This window comes from Aquiflexum lacus, assembly GCF_015476655.1.
GTDB lineage: Bacteria > Bacteroidota > Bacteroidia > Cytophagales > Cyclobacteriaceae > Aquiflexum > Aquiflexum lacus.
Window position 1 is genome coordinate 1 of sequence record NZ_JABFHF010000018.1, and the last position, 23,008, is coordinate 23,008.

Consider the following 23,008-nt stretch of genomic DNA (forward strand, 5'->3'; position numbering starts at 1 on the left):
AAGACTATAAAGAACTTTGCCTTGTCACCTCGACGTCAGGAGAGGTCTGCAGCCCGCCTTGATGTCATTTTCTTTTCTGTAAATGCGAAATTTTAATTACTACCATTGACATAAATCGGAGCAGCCCTACCTACGGCAGGCAGGCGTCATGCGACGCAGGAAGTATCTCCCGAGGTTCAGGAAATGATAAATTTTGAACATAAATAGAACCTTTAGAGATACCTCGTGCCTCGGCATGACGGATAACCTTATGTCATTACCTATTCTGAACATTTACAAAATGTTGGAAACTCGACAAGGAGAAGCAAAATGCCAATAGCTATCCTTTTAAATTTGGAGAGCTTTTTAAAATACTTTGCCCATGTAAATGTCTTTATTCACACCATTTTGATTCTATCGAAATCAGAGGCTTCAACCCTTAAAACAACCATTACTCAACCGCCTTCACATTCACCGCTATATTCCCTTTCACTGCATTGGAATACATACAGTTTTTATGGGCAAGGTTGGCCAATTTTTGGGCTTCTTCCAAAGAACCGGCCTGTGGAATTTTTACAAAAATATCAGCAGCCAATCCATAACCCCCACTTTCTGCTTCTCCGCTGTGAACCTGAACAGTGATTTGCGCATCGTCGGTATTGATCCTTTTTGAAACAAATGCCAAGGCACCACCAAAACATGAAGCAAAAGCTGCTGCAAACAATTGTTCGGGATTGGTTTTTCCTCCTGTTCCTCCGATCTCTTTTGGCATGGCCAATTCCAAATCCAACATTCCATCATCTGTCTTTACATGACCAATCCTTCCTCCTTGATTGGTTGCTGTAGCCGTATAACTTTTATTGATTTTTTCCATGATTTTAGCTCTTGTTCAAATCTTCAATCAAACGCTCCATGAGCATTTTCAATTGATGAAACTCTTTATCTTCCCAAGTGTTAAAAAAATCCTTGATTTTTTCAGGAATCTCTTTGGCTTTGGACTGAAGGGACTTTCCGGGATAAGTCAGTTCAATCTCCACCTTTCTTTCATCGGTCTCACTTCGGACCCTTTTTACAAGGTTTACGGATTCAAGTCTTTTTAGTAATGGTGTTAATGTTCCTGAGTCCAACTGAAGTTTTTCCCCGATCTGTGAAACCATCTGACCATCTTTTTCCCAAAGTACCAACATGACCAAGTATTGCGGGTAGGTAAGTCCCAACTCCTCCAATGGTTCCCTGTAAGCCTGTGAGATAAGCCGGGAAGCTACATAAAACTGAAACCCGGGATCATTTTGAAGGGAAGGTTCATTATCCATAAGAATATTATTAATTGTCAACAATTGAATTTATGAAAATAAAAATTAAGAATCAATGAATGAGGATGAAGTTGTGTGGAACAGATTTTTATAAGACAGACTTTGTTGCGAAGGAGGGGTATATTAATAAAACTGGTTGAATGTGAAAAAGGCTTCTCCTTGTCATTGGTACCGTGGGGAGAAATCTGCTAGCCTTATGGTTTTAGACTTCTCCTGCCGTCGAAGTGACAAGGCAAAGTCATTTTCAATAGCGTGAGCTATTTCAATTTATTGCAACTGGAGTTAAATCTCCTTTTAATTTTCCACTCAATAATACCTCCCAATCATCGGATGATCCACAATTGCCCTTTTCAATTCCAATGCTTTTATTTCCCCCATTATCTTATAGGCAATTTTTCCTCCGGGTTCGATCAATAGAGTAATGGGTAAACTCCCGTCCCATTCATTTCCCACCACATCAATGACTGCATATTTGTCTTCGGTATCTATCAGGTAGTTGGGTACTGCTGAATATTTGCTTTTAAGGAATTTCAGGACTTTTTCTTCTTGATTCGGATTGTCCATACTGAGAGATACAAACTGAAAATCCCTTCCTCCATACATCCTTTGAATCTCTATGAATTCGGGGTATTCCACTACACAGGGACCACACCATGTTGCCCAGAAATTGATCAGCAACAAGTTATCGGTTGGGTTTTTCAGTAGGTCGGCCAATCCTGAGGGGGATATTTTTTCGACTTCCACGAGCCTTTCTTTCCACTCTGCATTTACTTTTTTGGTGTATTCGTTTTTCCATGCCCATTTGGTCGAGCAGCCAAAGGCAGGTGTAATGGCTTTGTCAGCATCCAAAGGTTCTCCTGCCAAGGTCTTATCAATGGCCATTCTCAAATCCTCAGCATTTGCTGTTCCCGGTTTTTCAGAAGCATCCAAGCGGCCTGAATAGGTCAGTTTCCGGTCTTTGTCAAAGACGAAAACATGTGGTGTGGCCGTAGGCCCATAAGCCAAAGAATATTCATGGATATCCCCATCATAGAGGTAGGGGAAATTATAGTTCATTTCTTCATACCTGATTTGCATGCTTTCAAAATCATCGTCTAAATCGGTGTAGCCCAATTCCTCAGGCAATATACCAATCGGGCTGTTGGGAGAAATACCCACAAAAGCGACTTTCTCTCCTGCATAATCATCGACAACATCATTGAACCGTTCTTCGTAAGCTTGTGCCGTGGGACAATGGTTGCAGGTAAAATAAACGACGAGGGCTTCTGAATCTTTAAAATCATCAATAGATACATATTTACCATCAACATTGGGAAGCTTGAAATAAGGTGCTTTGTCACCTATTTCTAATTTTCCCACAGGTTGTTCTGCCATTTCCTGCGGATTGGGAGTAAAGCCTTCTTCTGAAATAGCTTCTTCTTCGATTTGATTTGAATTACCACACCCCCAAATAAACAAGCCCATGACTGTAAGCAGTAATGTGGATAAGTTTATATTTTTCATTTTCATCTTGTTTTGGGTTAGGTAAATTATTTTATGAGAATCTTCTATTTCACATAATTGGCCTTGTTGAGGTAGTCAAAACTTTGTTTTACACTTTCTATGGGTTCAAAATTATACCTTTCTACTTCCACAAAGTAATCTTTCATTCCTTGCTTATAGGCAGCTTCAAAAATGCGCTCAAAGTCCAAAGTGCCACTTGCACCGATTTCTTCTTCATCTTTGATGTGGAGAACAGGGAATCTGCCCGGATATTTTTGAAGGAAATCAACAGGGTCCTGTCCGCCTTTTTGAGACCAATACACGTCAAGTTCATAACATACCAATTTGGGGTCGGTATTTTCAATCATGAAATCCATCATCATTTTTCCTTCTATATTTTCAAACTCCCGCGCATGGTTATGAAATCCGAACATCATTCCGGATTTTTTGGCCACCTCGCCAATGGCATTGTAATAGTCGCACCAAACTTTTAATTCATCCAAGGTTTTTGGAATTGGCATGGACGGTTTGATGATATATTTTGCGCCCATCTTTTTATGGTCCGAAACGGCCTGCTTCCACCAATCCATGGCTTCGTCTTTTTTAGCCGGGTCATAATCTCTTGGCCCTCCAATATGGGCGCTTTTGAGTTTCATTCCCAAATCTTCAATATACCTTCTGAAAAAGAGCGGCTCCATTTCATAAACTTTTCCATCAGTGTAGTTGGCAGTTTCCAGACTTTTATACCCGATGGAAGACACAAGCCTCAAAGTATTTTGGGGATCCACTTTCATGTCCTCCCTTAGGGAATACAACTGAAGACCTATAGGCATTTTTTTGGCAGGTACTCCAGCCATTAATTCATTTGGTTTTAGAATAGTACCCAAAGCCAAGGCTCCGGTAAGCTTCAAAAATTCTCTTCTCTGGTTCATAGTTATCTGGTTTAGAGTTTGTATCCGTTTTCGTAGTTATAATGTAATTTAGAAGCAGCTTCCCAATCATTTGGGAAAGTTTGGCTGATGGGGTCCCAATCTAAGGGCCTACCGAGTTCATCGGCAATGTTACCTATAGTACAGACCACACAAGTGCTATGACCTATTTCAACAGGTACTATAGGATCTTTTCTTTTCACCACTGAATCAATAAAATCCCAATAATGTGGAGGGTATCCTAAATTTGGCCTTTCCATGGTGGGTTTTAGGCTTTTATCCGAGGAATCAAAATTCCCTCTAGAAACTTTGATCCAGCCATTTTCTCCAATAAACTTAACACCTTGTCTGCCTTCTTCAAAAGGTCCAACAATCATTTCTGTTCCATTTTCATAAAGGTATTTCAATGGATTTCCGGCATTTTTAGGAATGACTTTCACAGGTCCGCTTCTGTCCATTCCCAAACCCCATTGGGCAATATCAAACATATGTGCACCCCAATCAGTCATGTAGCCTCCACCTGTTTCCTGGTAATATCTCCAAGCAGCCCAAGATTTCTCGTTTTCTTCTGGGCTCAAAGAAATTGAGGGATTGAGTTTTTCGTTGAAAACAATTTTTGGCAGTGGTCCAATCCAAGCCTCCCAATCTAATCCATTTGGAATTGGCTGAGCTTCCAAGTCATAGGGAGCGGGATGTTCGGGTTGTCCTACATGAACCAAAACCTGTTTGATTTTACCTAATCTTCCTTTTTGTACCATCCTAGCAGCATGCTGGAAGTTGAGGTCCGAACGCTGTTGGCTTCCTACGGCCAACACAATGCCATTATGTCGAACGGCTTTTACGAGTTCTTGCCCTTCCTTGATGGTTAGCGTCAGAGGTTTTTCCAAATAGACATCTTTGCCAGCTTTGCAGGCATCTATTGCCATCAGGGCATGCCAATGGTCGGGAGAGGCTATGACCACAGCATCGATATCCGGCCGTGCTAAAAGCTCTTTGTAATCTTTGTATAGATCTACTTTTATGATAGGCTTACCAAGTTCATTGCTGATCTTTTCGGCCCGTAATCTAAACCGATCTCTTTTTATTTCATAGACATCTGCACAAGCCAGAACTTCGACTCCAGGAATTTTCATCATACCGTTCAATATTCCCATAGCTTGTCTCCCCACACCTATAAATCCCAAGCGGATTTGATGAATATCTTCGGCAATAGAAAACTGAGGGTTATTTGCAAAAGCTGTTTTAGGTAGGAATGAAAGTCCTGTGGCACTGAGTAGAGAGGTTCCCAAGAATTTTCTTCTGGAAAAAATGTTCTTTTTCATACTAAATTGGGTTTAGGTTTATTGTTAATATCAGGCTCTTGAAATTTGCGTAAAGTGTTCGATTATTTGCAACTCTAGGATAAGTTCAGTATAATAATAATCTAATTTGATCTTTGATAAAAGTTAAAATTCGTAAAAGTCGCCTAAGTCCATCTCTAGTTTGATAAAAGGCCCTAATCTTTATTTGTAAGGTAATGAAAAATAAACCCAAAATTCTTGTCATTGGTAGTGCCAATATGGACATGGTCATCAAAACGGATCATTTTCCGGCACCGGGTGAAACGATGATTGGAGGGGAATTTTCTCTAATCCCTGGCGGTAAAGGAGCCAATCAAGCGGTGGCTGCAGCAAGATTGGGTGGAGAGGTAAGTTTTTTGGCACAGTTGGGTGATGATGTTTTTGGTGCACAGAATTTGGAAAATTATCGAAAGGAGGGAATCAATACTGCTTTCATAAAGCTTAATTCAAACAAGCCTTCAGGAGTTGCCCTGATTACTGTGGATAAGTCGGGAGAAAACACCATCATTGTTGCCCCGGGGGCGAATGAGGCGATTTCTGTGGATGACATCCACAAGGCAAGAGAAATAATTGAAGCAGCGGATGTGATTTTGGTCCAATTGGAAATCCAACTTTCTGTGGTATTTGAGGCTTGTAAACTGGCTTCGGGTCTTGGGAAAAAAATCATTTTGAATCCGGCCCCAGCGGCAGTACTTCAGCCGGAAATATTTCAGTATCTTTTTTTGATAACGCCCAATGAAACAGAATCCGAACAATTGACAGGTGTAAAAGTAGTTGATGAAAAAACTGCTGAAGTTGCCTCTGAAATACTTTTGGCAAAAGGAGTCCAAAATGTGATCATTACATTGGGTGCACAAGGTGCATATGTCCATACAAACGAATTTAGGGGACTCATCCCGACAAAGAAAGTTGTAGCCTTGGACACCACTGCTGCCGGCGATACTTTTAATGGTGCTTTGGCATTGGCTTTAGTTAATGGGGGAGGAATAAAAGAGGCTGTTGATTTTGCCCTAAAAGCAGCGACCATGTCTGTTACAAAAATGGGTGCGCAAAGTTCTATACCCTATTTGAAGGATTTATAAGGTCTCGAAAATTTGACTGAATATTGTCAGAAGTCATTCGATATTGATTGATATAAAGTTGATATTGGGATATTGTGTGATAATTCTATTGTAGATTTTATTCAATATATCCCCAAATGTGAGATACTTGATATTCATTGAAAATTAAAGAATTCCATAAAAACCCATAAAACCATGAAAACCATTATTTTCAGACTGATTTTATTGATCATCATTTCCCCCATACTTTTTTCCTGTAATCAACCGGACAAAGTCAGAATAATATTCGATACCGACGCCAATAATGAATTGGACGATCAATTTGCCCTGATGTACCTTTTGGCCAATGGCAGCAGTTTTGATGTGGAGGGGGTCACCGTCAATGCTACCAAAAGTGGTGGAGATATCAGGGAACATTATGACGAAGCCCAAAGAGTCATGCAATTGGCATTCTCTTATGACAAAGTTCCATTGTTTAAGGGGGCAGATGGATCGTTTGAAGAAATCAGTTCAACCTTGGATGATGCCAATTACGATGGAAAAGCTGCGGTAGATTTTATTGTGAAAGAAGCCAATGAAAGGAATAGGAATGATTTGGTAGTCTTGGCTGTGGGTAAATTGACCAATGTGGCATTGGCCTTGAAAAAAGATCCATCTATTGCTTCAAAAATGAAGGTTGTTTGGTTGGGTTCCAATTATCCCAAACCTGGAGAATACAATCAGGATAACGATACTGTTTCCATGAATTATATTCTGAATACAAAAGTACCCTTTGAAATGGTCACCGTCCGCTACGGAGAACCCTCCGGTACAGACGCAGTCAGGGTGACGCAAGCAGAGATCAATACACGTATGCCAGGCATGGGTCCAAAAACAACTAAGCCTATTACCGGAAGACATGGTGGTGAGTTTACAACATTTGGGGATTATGCGGTGAGTTTGTTTGAGCACATTGATTACCATGGAGATCCACCATCAAGAGCTTTATTTGATTTGGTGTCAGTTGCCATTTTGAAGAACCCAAATTGGGGAGAAATAAAGGAAATTCCTGCACCGATTTTGATTGACAATCAATGGGTAGAAAGACCGGAAAATTCCCGGAAAATTGCCCTTTGGGAAAATTTTAACAGGGATGCTGTTATCAATGATTTTTATCTTTCCCTTTCCAATTACCGTATAGTCAAACCCAAACTATAAGCCATGTATATTATTGAATCCTATTCTTTGGCCGTCATATTCTGTGTCATTACCATGTTATGCTGGGGTTCATGGGCCAATACCCAAAAGCTTGCAGGAAGCAAGTGGAGGTTTGAACTTTTTTACTGGGATTATGTAATCGGGATAGTGGTGTTGGCATTGATTTTTGGATATACTCTTGGAAGCAACGGTGAATACGGCAGGAGTTTTTCGGAAGATCTGTTTCAGGCAAGCAGCAAAAATTATGGTTTGGCGTTAATTGGTGGGATAATTTTCAATCTGGCCAATATTCTTATCGTAGCAGCGATTGCCTATGCAGGGATGTCTGTGGCTTTTCCTGTGGGTATTGGGTTGGCATTGGTACTAGGTGTTCTCGTGAATTATATTTCAACTCAAAAAGGAGATCCGATTTTACTGTTTATTGGTGTTGCTTTGGTGGCAGTTGCAATAGTTCTTGATGCCTTGGCGTACCAGAAACTTGCCAAGTCCAACCAAAAAAACCCCAAGGTGGGATTGGCATTGGCCTTGGTCGGAGGTTTTCTGATGTCATTTTTCTATTTCTTTGTTGCCCAGTCCATGTCTTTGGATTTTTCCAGTCCTGAAGGGGGAAAATTCACTCCTTATGGGGCAGTATTCGTATTTTCAATTGGAATCCTACTAAGCAATTTTGTTTTCAATACCATTTTGATGAAGAAGCCTATTGAAGGGAATCCACTTTCGGGTGCGGATTATTTTGCAGGCAAACCATGGGTTCATCTTGTTGGCATTTTAGGAGGAATCATTTGGTGTGTGGGGATGTCATTCAGTATCCTTGCCGCCGAGAAAGCCGGACCTGCCATCTCCTACGGATTGGGTCAGGGGGCTACGATGATTGCTGCTTTCTGGGGAGTGTTTATCTGGCGGGAATTCAAAAATGCTCCCAAAGACACCCATGTCCTGATTGGCGGTATGTTTTTGCTGTTTGTATTGGGTTTGGGCTTGATTGTTTATGCGGGGGTTTAGAAAGCCTCTTCCACATCATATTTCCACAGGTAAAAGTTTGCCCTTTCCATTCCTTCAAAGGATCTTCCTGGATTGGTCCGTATGGTTACACGTTTGCCTTCATCATCTGCCAATTTTACCATTTGATGACTGCCGAAATAGGAAATCTTGACGATTTTACCGGTCAATTGTTGTCCGTCTCTTTGTACTACCTCACCGTGTTCGGGACGAAATTGAAGAACAACTTTGGCCCTGAATTTTTTCGCTTCAGGATCAGCTATAAATCCGAAAGAGGTGTAGTAACCTTCTTCCGTGGGTGTTGCCAAAATTTCATTTCTTTTACCAAAAAAGTTTGCCACGTAAGGGTTGACGGGATTTTCGTATAGGTTTTTTGGAATATCGATTTGCTGAAGGTAACCCTTGTGAAGTATGGCTATACGGTCCGCTGTGGATAAAGCATCCTTGGTATCATGGGTGACAAAAATTGCGGTAATGCCAGTTTTTTTAATAATCTGACGGATTTCTTCCCTTACCTGATCTTTGAGCAAAGCATCAAGATTACTGAAAGGTTCATCCATCAAAAGTATTTTGGGATTGGGGGCAATTGCCCTGGCCAAGGCGACTCGCTGTTGCTGACCACCGGAAAGTTGATGTGGATATCTTGAAAAATCCTCTTTTAATCCGACAAGTTTGAGGGTATCCAAAGCAATCTGTTCTGGATTTCCTTTGGCCTTTTTCAACCCGAATTTTACATTTTCAAGGATGGTCAGATGTGGAAACAACGCATAATCCTGAAAAACCATCCCGACTTGCCTTTCATGGGCGGGAACAGATCTAACACCTTCCACAATGGTCTGTCCCAAAAGTGAAATTGATCCTGAGTCCGGATGTTCCAAGCCTGCTATTAATCTCAAGAGGGTTGTTTTTCCTGAACCACTTTCTCCAACCAAGGCAAGAATCTCTCCCTCTTCTACTTCGAAGGAAACATCATTGACAGCAAACTCATCTGCTTTATGGTATTTTTTATTGATGTGTTGGAGTGATAAAATCCTCATCCGGTATATTAAGCAGTCTCTAAAGTTCTCTTTTTTTGATTAATCTATTCAGGAAAATGATCGGAATGATTCCTGTCAGAATGATAATCAGTGCGGCATTGGCTGATTCAGCAATCATCTCATTTGTAGCCATATCAAAAGCCTTGGTGGCCAAAGTTTGATAATTGAACGGACGAAGAATCAAAGTTAATGGTAATTCTTTTAATACATCTACAAATACCAGCAATATACCTGAAACCAAACTTGTTTTGATCAATGGCAGGTCAATCCTCCATAATGTCCGGGTGCTTCTTACCCCAAGTAGCCGACTGGCCTCATTGACATGGATTCCGATTTTTTGAAATCCTGCTTCTACAGGATTATACCCAACAGCCATAAATCTTACGATGTATGCAAAGACCAAAGCAAATAATGTCCCTGAAAAAAACAGTCCTGCAACCTGAGAGGTGAACAGCGTACCGTAAACCCATTTGTCCAAGGCAATAAATGGTATCATGACCCCTACTGCAATCACGGCACCTGGAATGGCATAGCCCAAAGTAGCTATTTTGGTAATGTTTTTAACCCATTTGAATGGACTTAATCTTAGTGCATATAATAACACAATGGAAAGTACAACAATTAATATCCCACTCATTGCTGCCAATCCAAAACTTCTATAAATCAAAAGAAAAAAGTCCTGATTTACCACTTTACTATAAGTCAGGCTTACCCATTGTAACAATTGAAGAAATGGAAAAAGAAAACTTAAGAGGAAAACGGAGGAGCAAATACCTGTGTATATGATCTTTTTGGCCAAGGTGGGATGGACGCGGGCAATTGGCTTTTGGATTCCGTTGACGGAGGAATATTGTCGGTTTCCCCGCTGCAGGGATTCGAGATACAGAATCACGAAAACAAATACCATCAAAATGGCCGCAAGGTATATCGCTGTGGATGAGTCTCCCATAGAAAACCATGCCCTGAAGATTCCGGTAGTGAATGTATTTACCCCAAAGTATTTGACGGTACCATAATCGTTCAATACTTCCATGGAGGCAAGTGCAATACCTGCAACAATCGCAGGTCTTGCCATGGGCAAGGCGACCTTAAAGAAAGTTTTGAATCGGTTTGCACCCAACAGAAATGAAGCCTCCTGTAAAGTTTTGGATTGCTGGAGGAAGGATGACCGGGTGATTAAAAATACATAAGGAAACAGCGTAATGGATAAGATAAAAATAGCACCGGGAAGGTTCATGATATCAATCAAACTTCCTTTAACCTGTAAATCAAAGTTGTTTCGGAAAAAAACCTGAATGGGTCCTGTGTAATCTAACAATCCCACATAGGTGTAGGCCATGATATAACCGGGGAATCCCAGAGGCAAAATCAAAAGCCACTCGAAATATCTTCTTCCGGGAAATTCATAATTTGAAACCAACCAAGCGGTACTGACACCCAAAAGGAATGTCATTAATGCCACTCCTAAAAGTAAAAGAATGGTATTTTGGAAATAACCCAAAAGCAGGTTATTGGCAATATGCGACCAACTACCTCCGGGACTATCAAAAAGTTTTATAAAAATTGTAAACAAAGGAGTGGCTACCAGCAGCAATATCAGCAGCGAGTAGCCAGTCCATTTATTCCACCAAAAGTAATTTCTTTTTAATATGTCCAAAACGGTGATTTATTTCCAACCCACTTTGTCAAAAATGATGACAGCATCCCTATTGTTGTCTCCCAAAACTGACAAATTAAGATCATCAACTTTAAATGATCCCCAATTTTTTAATAAATCTGAAAATTCAACTTTAGGATTAACGGGATATTCAAAGTTAATATTTGCAAGAATATCCTGAGATTCTTCATTGGAAAGAAATTCGATCAATTTGATTGCGTTTTCTCTGTTTGGGGAATATTTTGTTACACCTGCACCTGATATGTTGATATGTGTTCCTCTATCTGATTGGTTTGGAAAGAATATAGAGATTTTGTCAGCAGCCTTTCTTTCTTCCTCATTGGCATCGTTGAGCATGATACCGATATAATAGGTGTTGACGATCGCTACATCACCTTCTCCGGAAGCTACAGCTTTTACCTGATCTCTATCACTTCCTTTGGGAGACCTTGCCATATTTTCCAACAATCCTGCAGCCCATTTTTCTGCACCATCTTTACCATGATGGGCAATGATGGAGGCCAAAAGAGATTGGTTATAGATATTTTCTGAACTTCGGGTAAGTACCTTTCCTTTCCATTGTGGTTCTGTCAGTGCTTCATAGCTGCTTAAGTCTTCGGGATTAACCCTTTCTTTGCTGTAGGCGATTATCCTTGCACGATAAGTTAAACCAAACCAATATCCTTCCGGATCCCTGAATTTGGGAGGAATATTTAGATTGAGGATGTCAGAATTGACAGATTGCAGTAGGTCTTTTTCCTCTGCCCTATGTAGTCTCCCTGCGTCCACGGTGATGAGCACATCTGCGGGAGAATTGGCTCCTTCCAATTCGAGTTTTTGGATCAGTTCATCTGCAGAAGCTGACACCACATTTACTTTAATACCTGTTTCTTCACTGAACAGATCAAAGAGCTTTTGATCTGCCTCGTAATGCCTATGGGTGTAGACATTGACCTCCTCTACCTTTTCACCACCTGATCCACATGAAAACAAAATTGCCCCAAAAGAGGCGATTAGAGTTGATTTGATAATGTTTTTTAACATAAGATAGTTTGTTAAGGAGGCAAAATTAATCATTATTTAAATCAAATCTAAATAAAAAGAAAAAAGATTTTTATATTTGTGGGCCTTCAAACATTATGTGATTATTAGGAGTAATAGGTGTTATTTAAAATAGAATTATGACTATTCAACAACTTGAATATATCATTGCGGTAGACAAACACAGGCATTTTGGTAATGCTGCTGAATCCTGTTTTGTAACCCAGCCTACTCTCAGTGCGCAGATCAGTAAATTGGAAAAGGAGCTTGACATTATTCTTTTTGATCGTTCCAAAATGCCCGTGATTCCTACAGAAATCGGAGTTCAGGTAATCGGACAAGCAAAGAGGGTAGTCTCTGAAAGTAAAGGAATATACGAATTGTTGTCACAATTGAAGGGTGATATCAGCGGTGTGATCAAATTGGGGATTATTCCTACACTTGCGCCATATTTATTGCATCGTTTTATCAAGGGTTTTTTGGACAAATATCCCAATGTAAAGCTTCAAGTTGAAGAAACTGTCACAGAAGAGATTCTTCGAAAGCTTAAAAACGATGAGCTTGACCTGGGAGTAGTGGTCACTCCACTCAGTGAACCCGGCATTGTGGAAAAGCCGATGTTTTACGAAAAATTCTTTGCTTACCTATCCAAAGACCATCAACTCCTCAAAAAAGATAAGCTAACTGTTCAGGATTTGGAATCAGACGACATGTGGATGCTTCAGCAAGGTCATTGTTTCAGGGATCAGGTTTTGAATCTCTGCAATCAGACCAAGTTCGAAAGGAATAATTTCCACTATGAAAGCGGATCTTTGGAAGGTTTGAAAAATATGGTCAATCAATACACCGGCATTACCCTGCTTCCTGAATTGGCGACATTTTCATTGAATGAGGAAGAAAAGCAGCGGTTGAGGAAATTCAGCGGAGAGGAACCAACGAGGGAAGTGAGTATTGTATTGACCAGAAGTTTTTTGAAAAAGAAGCTTGTAGAATTACTTTACAATGAAATTTGTGATGCCATTCCACAGGCCATGACTTCCAAGTCGCATGGGAAGATGGTGCGGTTTAAGTGAGGGAGTTTTCGGTTGGCAGTGTTCAGTGAGCAGTGCTTTGTAGGCAGAGGGCAGTCTCAGTTTGTTGACGGGTGAGAAGTAAGAAGCAATGGGAGAAACAAGAACCATAGCCTGTCCCGAAAATCGGGATTCCAGAACCAAAAAAGATTTGAGATTTAAGGCTGACATTTTAGTTTGGTGCACAAATCCCAAGATTATAAAAATCAGTCCTTAGCAGGGGAATAAGATAATTGGATGATTTAAAAATCGATTTCTTATTGAATTTATAATTTTCCAATCCGTCACGGCGGACAAGTTCTTTAAATCTAAAATCTAAAATCCACCAATCTTAAATAAAAATGTCCTCCCACCATTTTGTCAAAGAGCAGCAAGAACCTGCTTTAATCATTCTGAATACTGAAGGTATCGGCTTTGATGTGGTTGCGCCATTATTGGAGTGGGTTCCTACGGTTTTGGTAGCGCAAGAGGAAGTTTTTACCGTGATATCTTGGGGAATTAAAATAGACCTGATTTTGGCAGAAATGGATTTTCAGCAGAAACATTATCATTTACTTGAAGAACAGTATCCGGTCAAATTTTTTGGAGTTCAGGGCGGAGATTTCCTAAATGAGGGCTTGCAATACCTGATTGCCTCCAAACATTCCGCGGTAAACATAATTGGATTTGATCATCAAAGGGTATTTGAATTGGAGGCAAAACTTGAATTTTTGGATATTGTAGTTTGGGATGGACCGACACGGTATTTTCCTGTCAAAAATGGGGAATTCAAAAAGTGGTTTCCGACCTGTGCTGTTCAGTTGCATGCACCCGAGGGGACTTTGATAGAATTCAAGACTCCTGAAGATTCCGGAATTATTGAAATCAAGTACGCCACAGTCCTTGAAATGCCCGAAGGTAGCAGCACATTTAAATCTAATGGGATATTTTGGGTAGGGGAGATTATCATGCAGGATTGAATTTAGCACTTACCATTCTGTTTTTTCCATTAAGATCCTCGATTAGGGATACTTCAGTGTATTCAGTTTCCTTTAATAGATTCACAGTTTCTCTACCTAATGCTTCATTGATTTCAAAATAGATTCTGCCCTTAGGTTTGAGGGCTATTTTGGCCTTATGGGCTATATGTTTGTAAAATAACAGTGGATCATCATCATGGACAAACAATGCCAAATGTGGTTCATGTTTCAATACATTACCATGCATCAGTTCTTTTTCAGAGATCTTCACATAAGGTGGATTGCTGACAATGATGTCCAAATTTTTAAAAGGTATTTCCTCTGTTAAAATATCAGATTTACGGAAAACGACGTTTGCACCAAGGAGGGAGGCATTTTGAGAAGCGACTGTAAGTGCTTCCTCGCTGATGTCCAAGCCAAACACATCAGTTCCTTTTATCTCTAATGCTAAAGTAATAGGGATACAGCCCGAACCTGTTCCAATATCCAATATCCGCATTCCTGAATTTTTGTTTTCCTTGATGATTAAATGCACAAGCTCTTCTGTTTCATTCCTTGGAATCAATACACTGGAATTGACCAAGTATTCTCTTCCATAAAAAGGCGCCTTTCCGATGATATATTGAATCGGTTTTCCTTCAAGCAGTTCTTTAAAGGCATTTTGGAATTCTACTGGCAAAGGGTTCAAAACAAAATCACCCCTAATATCTTTTCTACTTTTACCCAAATATTCCTCAAAAAGCCAAATCAGAAGTGATTCCGATTCCTGTTTTGAATATAAGCCCTGAAGCTGCTTAGTAAGAGATTGGAATAATTCGGATAAGGTCATATATAGAAATTGAATTCAAAGGTATAATATTGAGGCAGATAAATTAAAACTTCAAATTCGAGATTTCTTTTTAAGATTGATCAGTTTGTAAAAAGCCACTGCACCCAGACCATAACATACAATATCTAAGATATCTCCAGTATAGGTTGAGGACCACTTGGGTAAGAGAAATTCAAACAGAAATGATAAATAAGCCCAACCTACTAACACTTGTGTCTTACTAAAAACAAAATCATCTTTGAGAGGGTGTATCCACTTAAAAACCTGTAAAGTGATACCCAAAATTACCGGCATTGCCAGTAAATCATCAAGATATGCATGAACATATGGGATGAAAATCTTTAACACTTTTTCCAAAAATTGATTGACCCAAAAAAACAGGGATGCGGCCAAAAAATATGGATTTTTAAAAATTGACATCATCCAGGCAATGCCGCAATAAGCGCAGCCAGAAATGTAATGATTGCCATGTAAATGGTATAAAAAAAGTTTCCGACTTTCTTAAGACCTTTCATAAGGTCATTGTCTGAATCTTTAATATGAAAAATCCATTGTTCTTTATTGGCCTGAATATCTTTCTGACGGCTTTCATGGTACTCCAAATCACGGCCACCCAAAGGTTTTCCGCAATGTTCGCAGGTATCTTTGATATCGGTGGTCCATTTGGACCATCTTCCGCAATGTGGACATTTTTTCTCTCCCATAGCACAAAAATAGAGAACAAAACCAAGATAGGAGTTTTATCTGAATAAAACTTCCTTATACTATTCAGTGCTGATTAAATTCCAAGGAGGACTTTTCTTCAAAATCTTCACTCTCAATAAAAGCGGTTTTCTTTTTTAAGACGAAATTCCCGATTACCAAAGAATCCAGACCTGTTGAAAAAAAGCAGCGGATGGCATCTTTTGGAGATTCTACCACAGGTTCACCTTGAATATTGAAACTTGTATTCAGTACCACAGGAACACCTGTTTTATCCCCAAGTTTTTTGATAACATCATAATATCTGGGATGCAATTCTTTTCTAACGGTCTGCAATCTTGCACTTCCGTCAACGTGAGTTACTGCTGGAATAACGTGCTGTTGGTCTTTCAGCACATTACATACTTTGAGCATAAATGGTGCTTCAACCTCAAGGTCAAAAAATTTGTCCTTAGCTTCTACGATTGCTGAAGGGGCAAAAGGCCGGTATGCTTCTCGGAATTTGACCTCGGAATTGATTTTGTCTTTCATATCCGGAAAAGCAGGATTGGCAAGGATACTTCTACTACCCAAAGCTCGAGGGCCAATTTCCATTGTTCCCTGAAACCACCCTATTATTTTACCATTTTGCAAAAGAGTTGCAGCCTCTTCACAAATATCTTCATGATATTGGTAATTTAACTTGCAGGCTTTTAGGGTTTTTTCTATTTCTTCATTGGTATAACTTGTCCCGACATATGGATTGAGGTGGACAAAATTTCTGGGATTCTTCAAAATGCCATTGTAGAGATAATATGCCGCACCAATTGCTGTTCCATTATCTCCGGCAGCAGGCATTACGTAGATATCTTTAAATTTACTTTCCCTTACAATCCTTCCGTTCATGACACTGTTGAGAGAAACACCCCCTGAAATCACCAAATAATCTGTTTTTGTTTTCTGATAAAGAATTTCACAGATTTCAAGTACCCGATCCTCCAATACACGTTGGAAAGCAGCAGCCACATCCATATGGTGCTTTTTGAAAGGTTCTCCCGCTGACCGTGGTTGCCCGAAAATTTGAATAAATTTTGGGGATAGATGGGAGTGTTTCCCATGCTTTAGGTTTTGGTACCTGAAGTAAGTCAGGTCTATATGGATTCCTCCGTTTTTGTCAATTTTTACTATTTTTTCAACTTCCTTTTTAAAAACACTGGGATCACCCATGGGGGCCAAACCCATGGTTTTACCCTCATCATAGTTGGTAATAAAACCACAGAAAGAGGTCACGGCTTCATAGAAAGATCCTAAAGAATGAGGGAAAAAGCTTTCCCCAAAGGTTTGTATTTTATTGTCTTTCCCGAAACCCATCATCGCTGTGGCCCATTCTCCTGAACCATCAATGCCTAAAAGGGCGGCTTCCTTGTAAGGAGAAACAAAAAATGAACCTGGTGCATGCGAATAATGATGGGGAATGAAATGTACTTTGGGGCCATTTTCCTTTGATTTGAAAGCATCATTATACCATCTCCAAAATGATTTTTGTTTTCGGTAAGCATGAACAAATTCATGACTTATGAAATATCTTAAGCTTTTTGGGTGGCTTAAGGCATATCGTAATTTTTTTCCAAGATTATGAGTAGGCTTAATCGAAACTGCGATATGGTCTATATCTTTAAAAGTCAAATTAGCCATTTTGAGACACCTATCAATCGCCATTTCAGGGAATCTTTTCGTATGCTTATCTCTATTAAGGCGTTCTTCTTCAATGGCTGCAATCAATTGACCATCCACCAAAATACAGGCAGTTGAGTCGTGGAAATAGTAATTTAAACCTAAAATAACCATAAATATATTTTTTGCCAGTGGGTGAGAACTGGAAATTAGGAACAAATGGAACGTGAAAATTAAAATTTTAAATTAAATAAATACAATTTCTAGGCAAGAATTTTTGGACTTTATTTAATGTCAAAAAAAAAATTACCTATTTTGTAGCATCTCTACATTATTTTGCGTTTTGAGGACAAAGCCTTATTAACTTTATGAAGAAACTAATTCCTTTTGCATTAACTATTTTTACAGTAATCTTGCTTTCATTTCAATGTCAGAGTACAGATAATAAGGAATTGGCATCAGATGGTTGCATTGATACTTCAAAAATCAAAACGGATGCAGCCTGTTATATGATTTTTGATCCGGTCTGTGGTTGTGATGGAAAAACCTATTCCAATGATTGTGTTGCCATCAACAGTGGTGTTTTGAAGTTTGTCAAAGGGAAATGTGAATGATATTCTTCACTATCCACCAATGTTGAAAACTTCTTCCAAATCGTAAGAATATATTTTTAATGTAGGATCAAAAAATCCTGATAGCCTTTTTCTTCTGATTGTGAAACGTCCAAAGATTCAACAACTGCCATTGGTGGGCCTTTTTTTAACCAATTCTCCATTTCCTGGACTGCCCTGATATCACCTTCAATTTCTACCAAAACTGTTCCATCAACATCATTTTTAACCCAGCCATGGATACCAAAAGTCATTGCTTTTTGTTGGGTACTTTTTCTGAAAAAGACACCTTGTACTTTTCCAAATACCCTGACCTGTTTATTGATCTTCATACCATTTTTCATCAAATGTACTGTTTACTTCCACATCAGCGGTCAGTACTTTGTATACCATCCAAATGATTGGAATGGGTGAGACCGAAAACATAAACAAAATCAATCTGGTATTCAAATTGGCTTGGATAGCTGTGACATAAATGATCAGGAAAGCTGTCACCATATAGACAGGAAAGAGGTAATTTTTCATGTTGGTTGATATTTTGTTTTCAATTATTAAACCACTAACAGACTCTTATTGTTATGTTGCTGTTATGAAAGGATTTCGTTTTACACAGTATGTGCCCCCAAATGATCCGGAGAAAAATACCTTCGATAATTTACTGAATATTTTCCTACAATTAGTTACAATGACGGGAGGAGATGTTGCAGAAGCTTTGGCTTGGTTAACCAATCTAGACAAGCGGTACAACATGACAAACCCCAATTATGGAATAGGAGATTTTATAGAAGACCTCAAAACCAAGGGATATCTTACAGAGGAGAACCAAAAAGGGGAATTTAAAGTCACAGGGAAAGCCGAACAGTCCATCCGGAAAAATGCCTTGGAGGAGATATTCGGTAAACTGAAAAAAGGAAAAGGCGGACTTCACAAGACAACGCATTCAGGTCAGGGAGAAGAAAAAGGCACTGATAGAAGGCCTTACACTTTCGGTGACAACCTGGACCAAATCGCTCTCACAGATTCTATCAGAAATGCGCAGGTCAATCACGGCTTCGGAGGAGATTATCTATTGACGGAAGATGACTTGGAGGTTGTTGAAAACGAATTCAGGACTCAGACATCTACTGTTTTGATGATTGACATTTCCCATTCAATGATTCTGTATGGGGAAGATAGAATTACCCCAGCCAAGAAAGTGGCTATGGCATTGGCAGAATTGATCAAAACCAGGTATCCGAAAGATACTTTGGACATCATTGTTTTTGGAAATGACGCCTGGCAAATTGAAATCAAAGACTTGCCATATCTACAGGTCGGGCCTTATCATACCAATACCGTAGCTGGATTGGAACTTGCTATGGATTTGCTCAGAAGAAGAAAAAACCCGAATAAGCAGATATTTATGATTACTGATGGAAAACCCACCTGTTTGAAGGTGGGTATCAAGTATTATAAAAATGCATTTGGAATAGACAGTAAAATTCTCAGTGAGACGCTCAGACTCGCAGCGCAGTGTCGAAAACTGAAAATTCCCGTTACCACATTTATGATTGCCTCGGACCCATATCTTAAAGAATTTGTAAAAGAATTCACAAAGGTAAATAACGGAAATGCCTACTATAGTAGCCTAAAAGGTTTGGGGGATTTGATTTTTGAAGATTATAGACGAAACAGAACCAAAAAATTTTAAACATGGATTACCAAAAATTATCAGGAAAAGATTTATTGAAAATAGCAACCCTCGGAGAACTGAAAGTATCAGGATATCAGCCAAAGTCCATCAAAGAAGAGTTGAGACAAAACCTGATTCATAAATTGAGGAATAAGGAAAATGTATTCGAAGGGATTTGGGGATATGAGGATACTGTTATCCCTGATATCGAAAGGGCCATTCTTTCAAGGCATAATATCAATCTATTGGGTCTTAGAGGACAAGCTAAAACCAGAATAGCCCGTCTGATGACTCAGTTGTTAGATGAGTATATTCCTGTGGTCGCGGGTGCTGAATTGAATGATGATCCTATGAATCCTATCTCTACTTTTTCCAGAGAGATGATAGCATCAAAAGGAGATCATACACCCATATCTTGGTGGCATAGAAATGACAGGTATACAGAAAAACTCGCCACGCCAGATGTTTCTGTAGCGGATTTGATAGGAGATGTAGATCCTATCAAAGCAGCAACAATGAAACTGTCCTACAATGATGAGCGTGTCATTCATTATGGACTTGTGCCCAGGTCCCACAGATCTATTTTTGTGATCAATGAGTTGCCTGATTTACAGGCAAGGATTCAGGTGGCGTTATTCAATATCCTACAGGAAGGTGACATTCAAATCAGGGGATTCAAACTCCGATTGCCTTTGGATATTCAGTTTGTGTTCACTGCCAATCCGGAGGATTATACCAATAGGGGAAGTATTGTCACACCGCTGAAAGACAGAATTGAAAGTCAGATCATTACCCACTATCCCAAAAGCATTGAAATCGGCAAGCGAATTACCAAACAAGAAGCAAAGTTGGATGGTAGGCCTATCTCAAAAATCCATGTCCCGGAATTGATGAAGGATCTGATCGAGCAGATTGCTGTCGAAGCAAGGAAAAGTGAATATGTGGATGAAAAAAGTGGTGTATCTGCAAGATTGACTATTTCTGCTTACGAAAACCTTATTTCTGCCGCAGAAAGAAGGATTTATATGAATCATGAAGAAAATACTGTGGTGAGGGTTGCAGACCTTATCGGCATTATCCCGGCCATTACAGGAAAAGTAGAGTTGGTTTATGAAGGAGAACAGGAAGGTGCTGGTCTTGTTGCCTATACGCTGATTGGAAAAGCGGTAAGAAGCTTGTTTACAGATTACTTCCCTTCACCTGAACAGAAGAAAAAAGAGAAAGAACCAAATACGTATATACTTCCTTTGTCATGGTTTGGTGACGGGAATTCTCTGGATATTTTGGCTTCTCAAAGTGATAAGGAATACAAAACCAGTTTGCATCAAGTACCAGGATTGGAGGATATTATTACAGGGACCTTAAAAAACCTACACGATAAAGAAAAAGAATTCTTTATGGAATTTGCTCTCCATGGGCTTGCAGAGTACAGTCAACTTAGCAAAAAACTCTTAGATACAGGTTTACAGTTTAAAGATCTCTTTAGTTCAATGTTTGATATGGGTGCACCAAGTGAAGATGATTTTGATGAAGATGATATTTAATTCTGTATCAATAACAGTATACCGAATAGGGGTATAAACTAGAAATACAAAAATTTTTTATTACCTTGGAGTTTACACGCCCTTAATTATTTACAACAAACATTATAAATATGGACTTATTGAAAAAATTTAAATCATTTCTAATTCTTCCTTTGGTATTTGGATTCTTGTTTGCTACAGCAACGACATCTTGTGGTAACAAAAAAACAGCTGAGGATACCGAACATGTTGAACACTCACATGATGGAGACGAACATCCAAGCGGAGGTGATGAGCACCCCAAATCTGACACAACAGGAAGTGAGCATCCAAATAATTAGTAGCTGTTCACTTAAATGTTAATTTTAAAGGCTGTGTTTTCACAGCCTTAATTTTTTCTTAGAAATGAAAAGGTAGTCAAAGGATAAGCAATTTCATCTCCTACTTCCATCAGCGGATAAGCTAGGAAATTGATTGGGCCAGATGCAGGACTAGGAGACACTTTCAGATCCCTTCCTTGACTCAATTCAATTCGATTTGCGGGATGGCGACCAAAGTAATAAGTTGCCAATGCAGTGTATTTATTCCCCTCACTGATGTCAATTGGCCACCATTTTCCTTCTGCATAGAATTCCGCCCAACAATGGTATCCATCTATGCCTCCTTCATCCCTGTCAGAAGGGATAGATGCCCCAATTGAAAATCTTGCTGGAATATCTATTGATCTTGCCAAAGAGATAAAAAATGAATGAAACTCTGTGCAATTTCCCGTTTTGGAATCACAGGCATACACTGCATCTCCTCTTCCATAGTCTCCAAATTTCATATAGCGCATGTTGTCAATGATATAGTCATAAAGAGCCCTGGCTTGTATTAATTTACTGTCATTTTCTTTTCCTTTTATTACTTCGTTGGCTATTTCACTGAATTGTCCACCAATAGGCATCAGTATATTTGGTTCTAAATAAATTTGAGCAATCGGCTGAACAGCGTCGTAGGGACCCTTTTCTTTCCTTTGGACTTTATACTTTATTTCCAATCGCTCATTACTTTGTTCCGGACCTAGTTCTATGTATAAAATTTTATTATTGAATACTTTTTCTTCCAACATTCTGTGGTTTCCAGGAATTTGCATTGAAATCACTTCGATGTCTTGGAAATCATCCGATTGGGCAATCGGTATCCAAATTTTTGCGCTTTCCTTGATTAGAGGAATTTTTGCCTGATAAAGGAATTCGAATTCATCTTTACCTTCAACTACTCCTAAAAGGTCAGAAGAGGCTGTTTCTACGGGAACTCTTCGCCATGTTTTGTCCACTACTTGCTTCCAGGTATAGAAGGGTTTGCCATTTAATTTGTGAAGAGAAGTTTCGGTGACGACCATATTTCCAGGCTCCCCTTCAAGAAAAAAGTCCACATCATAGACATCCCCCTTCTCATCTGCGAGATCGACACAAGCAAAATGTCTGTTTGGTCCCAGATTGGAAAGGTATTCTGTATGGACACGGACTAGTTTTAATTTTAGATCACGGTCAGTGTCATTGATCAAAAAATAACCATCATGCTGTGTAGTTTCCTTATCGATAAAGGCTTTGATACCTTCTTCTATTTCCTTGATTGATACTTTTTTAACAGGTTTTTCATTATAGGCATTTAATTTTTCTTGTTTTTCTTTTGAATTGGAAGAACAAGAAGTGAGAACAGCAAACAGAATGATTATTAGAAGTCTTGAGGAGATCATGACAGAATTTTTCAATGATTATATTTTTAATTCTTGGCTTTACCCAAAAGGTAAGTATTCATACCTAATGGAACCAAAGATAATTTATGAAAGGGTTTATCTTTATTTTTTTTTATTCTAAAAAATAAGACCCTGATAGGCATAAACCTATCAAGGTCAAAATTTAAAAGGTTATTTGGAATTCATACAACACAAATATTTGCCTGTTACTTC

At 39.2% G+C, this 23,008-nt stretch carries 24 protein-coding genes; 9 read left to right on the top strand and 15 right to left on the bottom strand.

Going from position 1 to position 23,008, the window contains the following annotated elements:
• Window positions 1–430: 430 nt before the first annotated feature.
• The 5 genes from HMJ38_RS15795 to HMJ38_RS15815 form a co-directional block, all read right to left on the bottom strand.
• Entirely contained in the window at window positions 431–853 is a 423-nt protein-coding gene (locus HMJ38_RS15795; RefSeq protein WP_194975390.1) for an Ohr family peroxiredoxin, read from the bottom strand.
• Between the two features lie 4 nt (window positions 854–857).
• Entirely contained in the window at window positions 858–1,292 is a 435-nt protein-coding gene (locus HMJ38_RS15800) for a MarR family winged helix-turn-helix transcriptional regulator (RefSeq protein WP_194975391.1), read from the bottom strand.
• 306 nt (window positions 1,293–1,598) lie between these two features.
• Window positions 1,599–2,795, bottom strand: a complete 1,197-nt coding sequence (locus HMJ38_RS15805; RefSeq protein WP_194975392.1) for a redoxin domain-containing protein — start codon at window positions 2,793–2,795, stop codon at window positions 1,599–1,601.
• Window positions 2,796–2,839: 44 nt separating this feature from the next.
• Entirely contained in the window at window positions 2,840–3,706 is an 867-nt protein-coding gene (locus HMJ38_RS15810; protein ID WP_194975393.1) for a sugar phosphate isomerase/epimerase family protein, read from the bottom strand.
• Between the two features lie 11 nt (window positions 3,707–3,717).
• Entirely contained in the window at window positions 3,718–5,025 is a 1,308-nt protein-coding gene (locus HMJ38_RS15815) for a Gfo/Idh/MocA family protein (RefSeq protein WP_194975394.1), read from the bottom strand.
• A 194-nt stretch (window positions 5,026–5,219) separates the two neighbouring features.
• Between HMJ38_RS15815 and rbsK the strand changes: the two genes are divergently transcribed.
• From rbsK to HMJ38_RS15830, 3 genes are all read left to right on the top strand, one after another.
• Complete coding sequence (gene rbsK, locus HMJ38_RS15820) at window positions 5,220–6,125, top strand: ribokinase (RefSeq protein WP_194975395.1); 906 nt, start codon at window positions 5,220–5,222, stop codon at window positions 6,123–6,125.
• 174 nt (window positions 6,126–6,299) lie between these two features.
• A complete protein-coding gene (locus tag HMJ38_RS15825) occupies window positions 6,300–7,301 on the top strand; it encodes a nucleoside hydrolase (RefSeq protein WP_194975396.1) in 1,002 nt (333 codons plus the stop codon).
• Between the two features lie 3 nt (window positions 7,302–7,304).
• Complete coding sequence (locus HMJ38_RS15830; protein ID WP_194975397.1) at window positions 7,305–8,303, top strand: GRP family sugar transporter; 999 nt, start codon at window positions 7,305–7,307, stop codon at window positions 8,301–8,303.
• On the opposite strand, the gene HMJ38_RS15835 is transcribed toward HMJ38_RS15830, so the two are convergent.
• From HMJ38_RS15835 to HMJ38_RS15845, 3 genes are read right to left on the bottom strand one after another with little or no spacing between them, the layout of a single operon-like run.
• Window positions 8,300–9,337, bottom strand: a complete 1,038-nt coding sequence (locus HMJ38_RS15835; protein ID WP_194975398.1) for an ABC transporter ATP-binding protein — start codon at window positions 9,335–9,337, stop codon at window positions 8,300–8,302. The genes HMJ38_RS15830 and HMJ38_RS15835 overlap by 4 nt on opposite strands.
• Before the next feature lie 19 nt (window positions 9,338–9,356).
• Complete coding sequence (locus HMJ38_RS15840) at window positions 9,357–10,994, bottom strand: ABC transporter permease (protein WP_194975399.1); 1,638 nt, start codon at window positions 10,992–10,994, stop codon at window positions 9,357–9,359.
• 9 nt (window positions 10,995–11,003) lie between these two features.
• Window positions 11,004–12,071 carry a Fe(3+) ABC transporter substrate-binding protein gene (locus tag HMJ38_RS15845; RefSeq protein ID WP_194975400.1) on the bottom strand — a complete coding sequence of 356 codons (1,068 nt, stop codon included), beginning with the start codon at window positions 12,069–12,071 and terminating at the stop codon, window positions 11,004–11,006.
• 104 nt (window positions 12,072–12,175) lie between these two features.
• Here HMJ38_RS15845 and HMJ38_RS15850 point away from each other — a divergent pair, with 104 nt between their 5' ends.
• Together HMJ38_RS15850 and HMJ38_RS15855 are read left to right on the top strand one after the other, a co-directional pair.
• Complete coding sequence (locus HMJ38_RS15850; protein ID WP_194975401.1) at window positions 12,176–13,108, top strand: hydrogen peroxide-inducible genes activator; 933 nt, start codon at window positions 12,176–12,178, stop codon at window positions 13,106–13,108.
• A gap of 338 nt (window positions 13,109–13,446) precedes the next feature.
• Window positions 13,447–14,064, top strand: coding sequence for a thiamine pyrophosphokinase (locus tag HMJ38_RS15855; protein ID WP_194975402.1), 618 nt, complete (start codon window positions 13,447–13,449; stop codon window positions 14,062–14,064).
• On the opposite strand, the gene prmC is transcribed toward HMJ38_RS15855, so the two are convergent.
• The 4 genes from prmC to HMJ38_RS15875 form a co-directional block, all read right to left on the bottom strand.
• Window positions 14,051–14,893, bottom strand: coding sequence for a peptide chain release factor N(5)-glutamine methyltransferase (gene prmC / locus HMJ38_RS15860; RefSeq protein WP_194975403.1), 843 nt, complete (start codon window positions 14,891–14,893; stop codon window positions 14,051–14,053). The genes HMJ38_RS15855 and prmC overlap by 14 nt on opposite strands.
• A gap of 51 nt (window positions 14,894–14,944) precedes the next feature.
• Window positions 14,945–15,241: a magnesium citrate secondary transporter gene (locus tag HMJ38_RS15865; protein WP_317174544.1), complete on the bottom strand. Its 297-nt coding sequence runs from the start codon at window positions 15,239–15,241 to the stop codon at window positions 14,945–14,947.
• A gap of 71 nt (window positions 15,242–15,312) precedes the next feature.
• Complete coding sequence (locus HMJ38_RS15870) at window positions 15,313–15,597, bottom strand: hypothetical protein (protein ID WP_194975404.1); 285 nt, start codon at window positions 15,595–15,597, stop codon at window positions 15,313–15,315.
• Window positions 15,598–15,661: 64 nt separating this feature from the next.
• The gene (locus HMJ38_RS15875) at window positions 15,662–17,422 is read right to left on the bottom strand and encodes a carbamoyltransferase family protein (protein WP_194975405.1); all 1,761 of its coding nucleotides are present in this window, start codon (window positions 17,420–17,422) and stop codon (window positions 15,662–15,664) included.
• Between the two features lie 194 nt (window positions 17,423–17,616).
• On the opposite strand from HMJ38_RS15875, the gene HMJ38_RS15880 reads away from it, so the two are divergent.
• Window positions 17,617–17,862 (top strand): Kazal-type serine protease inhibitor family protein, encoded by a 246-nt coding sequence (locus tag HMJ38_RS15880; protein ID WP_194975406.1) that lies wholly within the window; start codon window positions 17,617–17,619, stop codon window positions 17,860–17,862.
• 56 nt (window positions 17,863–17,918) lie between these two features.
• Here HMJ38_RS15880 and HMJ38_RS15885 read toward each other — a convergent pair whose 3' ends face one another.
• On the bottom strand, window positions 17,919–18,191 hold the full coding sequence (locus HMJ38_RS15885; protein ID WP_228780093.1) for an acylphosphatase: 273 nt from the start codon (window positions 18,189–18,191) through the stop codon (window positions 17,919–17,921).
• On the bottom strand, window positions 18,178–18,384 hold the full coding sequence (locus tag HMJ38_RS15890; protein ID WP_194975407.1) for a hypothetical protein: 207 nt from the start codon (window positions 18,382–18,384) through the stop codon (window positions 18,178–18,180). Before HMJ38_RS15890 ends, HMJ38_RS15885 begins: the two co-directional genes overlap by 14 nt.
• A gap of 64 nt (window positions 18,385–18,448) precedes the next feature.
• Between HMJ38_RS15890 and HMJ38_RS15895 the strand changes: the two genes are divergently transcribed.
• The 3 genes from HMJ38_RS15895 (at window position 18,449) to HMJ38_RS15905 (ending at window position 21,395) form a co-directional block, all read left to right on the top strand.
• Window positions 18,449–19,549 carry a vWA domain-containing protein gene (locus HMJ38_RS15895; RefSeq protein ID WP_194975408.1) on the top strand — a complete coding sequence of 367 codons (1,101 nt, stop codon included), beginning with the start codon at window positions 18,449–18,451 and terminating at the stop codon, window positions 19,547–19,549.
• 2 nt (window positions 19,550–19,551) lie between these two features.
• On the top strand, window positions 19,552–21,075 hold the full coding sequence (locus HMJ38_RS15900) for a P-loop NTPase family protein (RefSeq protein ID WP_194975409.1): 1,524 nt from the start codon (window positions 19,552–19,554) through the stop codon (window positions 21,073–21,075).
• A gap of 110 nt (window positions 21,076–21,185) precedes the next feature.
• Window positions 21,186–21,395 carry a hypothetical protein gene (locus HMJ38_RS15905; protein ID WP_194975410.1) on the top strand — a complete coding sequence of 70 codons (210 nt, stop codon included), beginning with the start codon at window positions 21,186–21,188 and terminating at the stop codon, window positions 21,393–21,395.
• A 47-nt stretch (window positions 21,396–21,442) separates the two neighbouring features.
• Here the strand turns inward: HMJ38_RS15905 and HMJ38_RS15910 are convergent, their stop codons facing one another.
• A complete protein-coding gene (locus tag HMJ38_RS15910) occupies window positions 21,443–22,795 on the bottom strand; it encodes a transglutaminase-like domain-containing protein (protein WP_194975498.1) in 1,353 nt (450 codons plus the stop codon).
• Between the last annotated feature and the right edge of the window lie 213 nt (window positions 22,796–23,008).

What these genes read in the sequence shown, in the direction of transcription:
- HMJ38_RS15900 (WP_194975409.1), top strand. Translation starts at nt 19,552, where the DNA reads ATGGATTACCAAAAATTATCAGGAAAAGATTTATTGAAAATAGCAACC.
- HMJ38_RS15795 (WP_194975390.1), bottom strand. Translation starts at nt 853, where the DNA reads ATGGAAAAAATCAATAAAAGTTATACGGCTACAGCAACCAATCAAGGA.
- HMJ38_RS15845 (WP_194975400.1), bottom strand. Translation starts at nt 12,071, where the DNA reads ATGATTAATTTTGCCTCCTTAACAAACTATCTTATGTTAAAAAACATT.
- rbsK (WP_194975395.1), top strand. Translation starts at nt 5,220, where the DNA reads ATGAAAAATAAACCCAAAATTCTTGTCATTGGTAGTGCCAATATGGAC.
- HMJ38_RS15875 (WP_194975405.1), bottom strand. Translation starts at nt 17,422, where the DNA reads ATGGTTATTTTAGGTTTAAATTACTATTTCCACGACTCAACTGCCTGT.
- HMJ38_RS15830 (WP_194975397.1), top strand. Translation starts at nt 7,305, where the DNA reads ATGTATATTATTGAATCCTATTCTTTGGCCGTCATATTCTGTGTCATT.
- HMJ38_RS15800 (WP_194975391.1), bottom strand. Translation starts at nt 1,292, where the DNA reads ATGGATAATGAACCTTCCCTTCAAAATGATCCCGGGTTTCAGTTTTAT.
- HMJ38_RS15815 (WP_194975394.1), bottom strand. Translation starts at nt 5,025, where the DNA reads ATGAAAAAGAACATTTTTTCCAGAAGAAAATTCTTGGGAACCTCTCTA.
- HMJ38_RS15895 (WP_194975408.1), top strand. Translation starts at nt 18,449, where the DNA reads ATGAAAGGATTTCGTTTTACACAGTATGTGCCCCCAAATGATCCGGAG.
- HMJ38_RS15835 (WP_194975398.1), bottom strand. Translation starts at nt 9,337, where the DNA reads ATGAGGATTTTATCACTCCAACACATCAATAAAAAATACCATAAAGCA.
- HMJ38_RS15810 (WP_194975393.1), bottom strand. Translation starts at nt 3,706, where the DNA reads ATGAACCAGAGAAGAGAATTTTTGAAGCTTACCGGAGCCTTGGCTTTG.
- prmC (WP_194975403.1), bottom strand. Translation starts at nt 14,893, where the DNA reads ATGACCTTATCCGAATTATTCCAATCTCTTACTAAGCAGCTTCAGGGC.
- HMJ38_RS15870 (WP_194975404.1), bottom strand. Translation starts at nt 15,597, where the DNA reads ATGGGAGAGAAAAAATGTCCACATTGCGGAAGATGGTCCAAATGGACC.
- HMJ38_RS15905 (WP_194975410.1), top strand. Translation starts at nt 21,186, where the DNA reads ATGGACTTATTGAAAAAATTTAAATCATTTCTAATTCTTCCTTTGGTA.
- HMJ38_RS15825 (WP_194975396.1), top strand. Translation starts at nt 6,300, where the DNA reads ATGAAAACCATTATTTTCAGACTGATTTTATTGATCATCATTTCCCCC.
- HMJ38_RS15890 (WP_194975407.1), bottom strand. Translation starts at nt 18,384, where the DNA reads ATGAAAAATTACCTCTTTCCTGTCTATATGGTGACAGCTTTCCTGATC.
- HMJ38_RS15910 (WP_194975498.1), bottom strand. Translation starts at nt 22,795, where the DNA reads ATGATCTCCTCAAGACTTCTAATAATCATTCTGTTTGCTGTTCTCACT.
- HMJ38_RS15855 (WP_194975402.1), top strand. Translation starts at nt 13,447, where the DNA reads ATGTCCTCCCACCATTTTGTCAAAGAGCAGCAAGAACCTGCTTTAATC.
- HMJ38_RS15885 (WP_228780093.1), bottom strand. Translation starts at nt 18,191, where the DNA reads ATGAAGATCAATAAACAGGTCAGGGTATTTGGAAAAGTACAAGGTGTC.
- HMJ38_RS15805 (WP_194975392.1), bottom strand. Translation starts at nt 2,795, where the DNA reads ATGAAAAATATAAACTTATCCACATTACTGCTTACAGTCATGGGCTTG.
- HMJ38_RS15850 (WP_194975401.1), top strand. Translation starts at nt 12,176, where the DNA reads ATGACTATTCAACAACTTGAATATATCATTGCGGTAGACAAACACAGG.
- HMJ38_RS15880 (WP_194975406.1), top strand. Translation starts at nt 17,617, where the DNA reads ATGAAGAAACTAATTCCTTTTGCATTAACTATTTTTACAGTAATCTTG.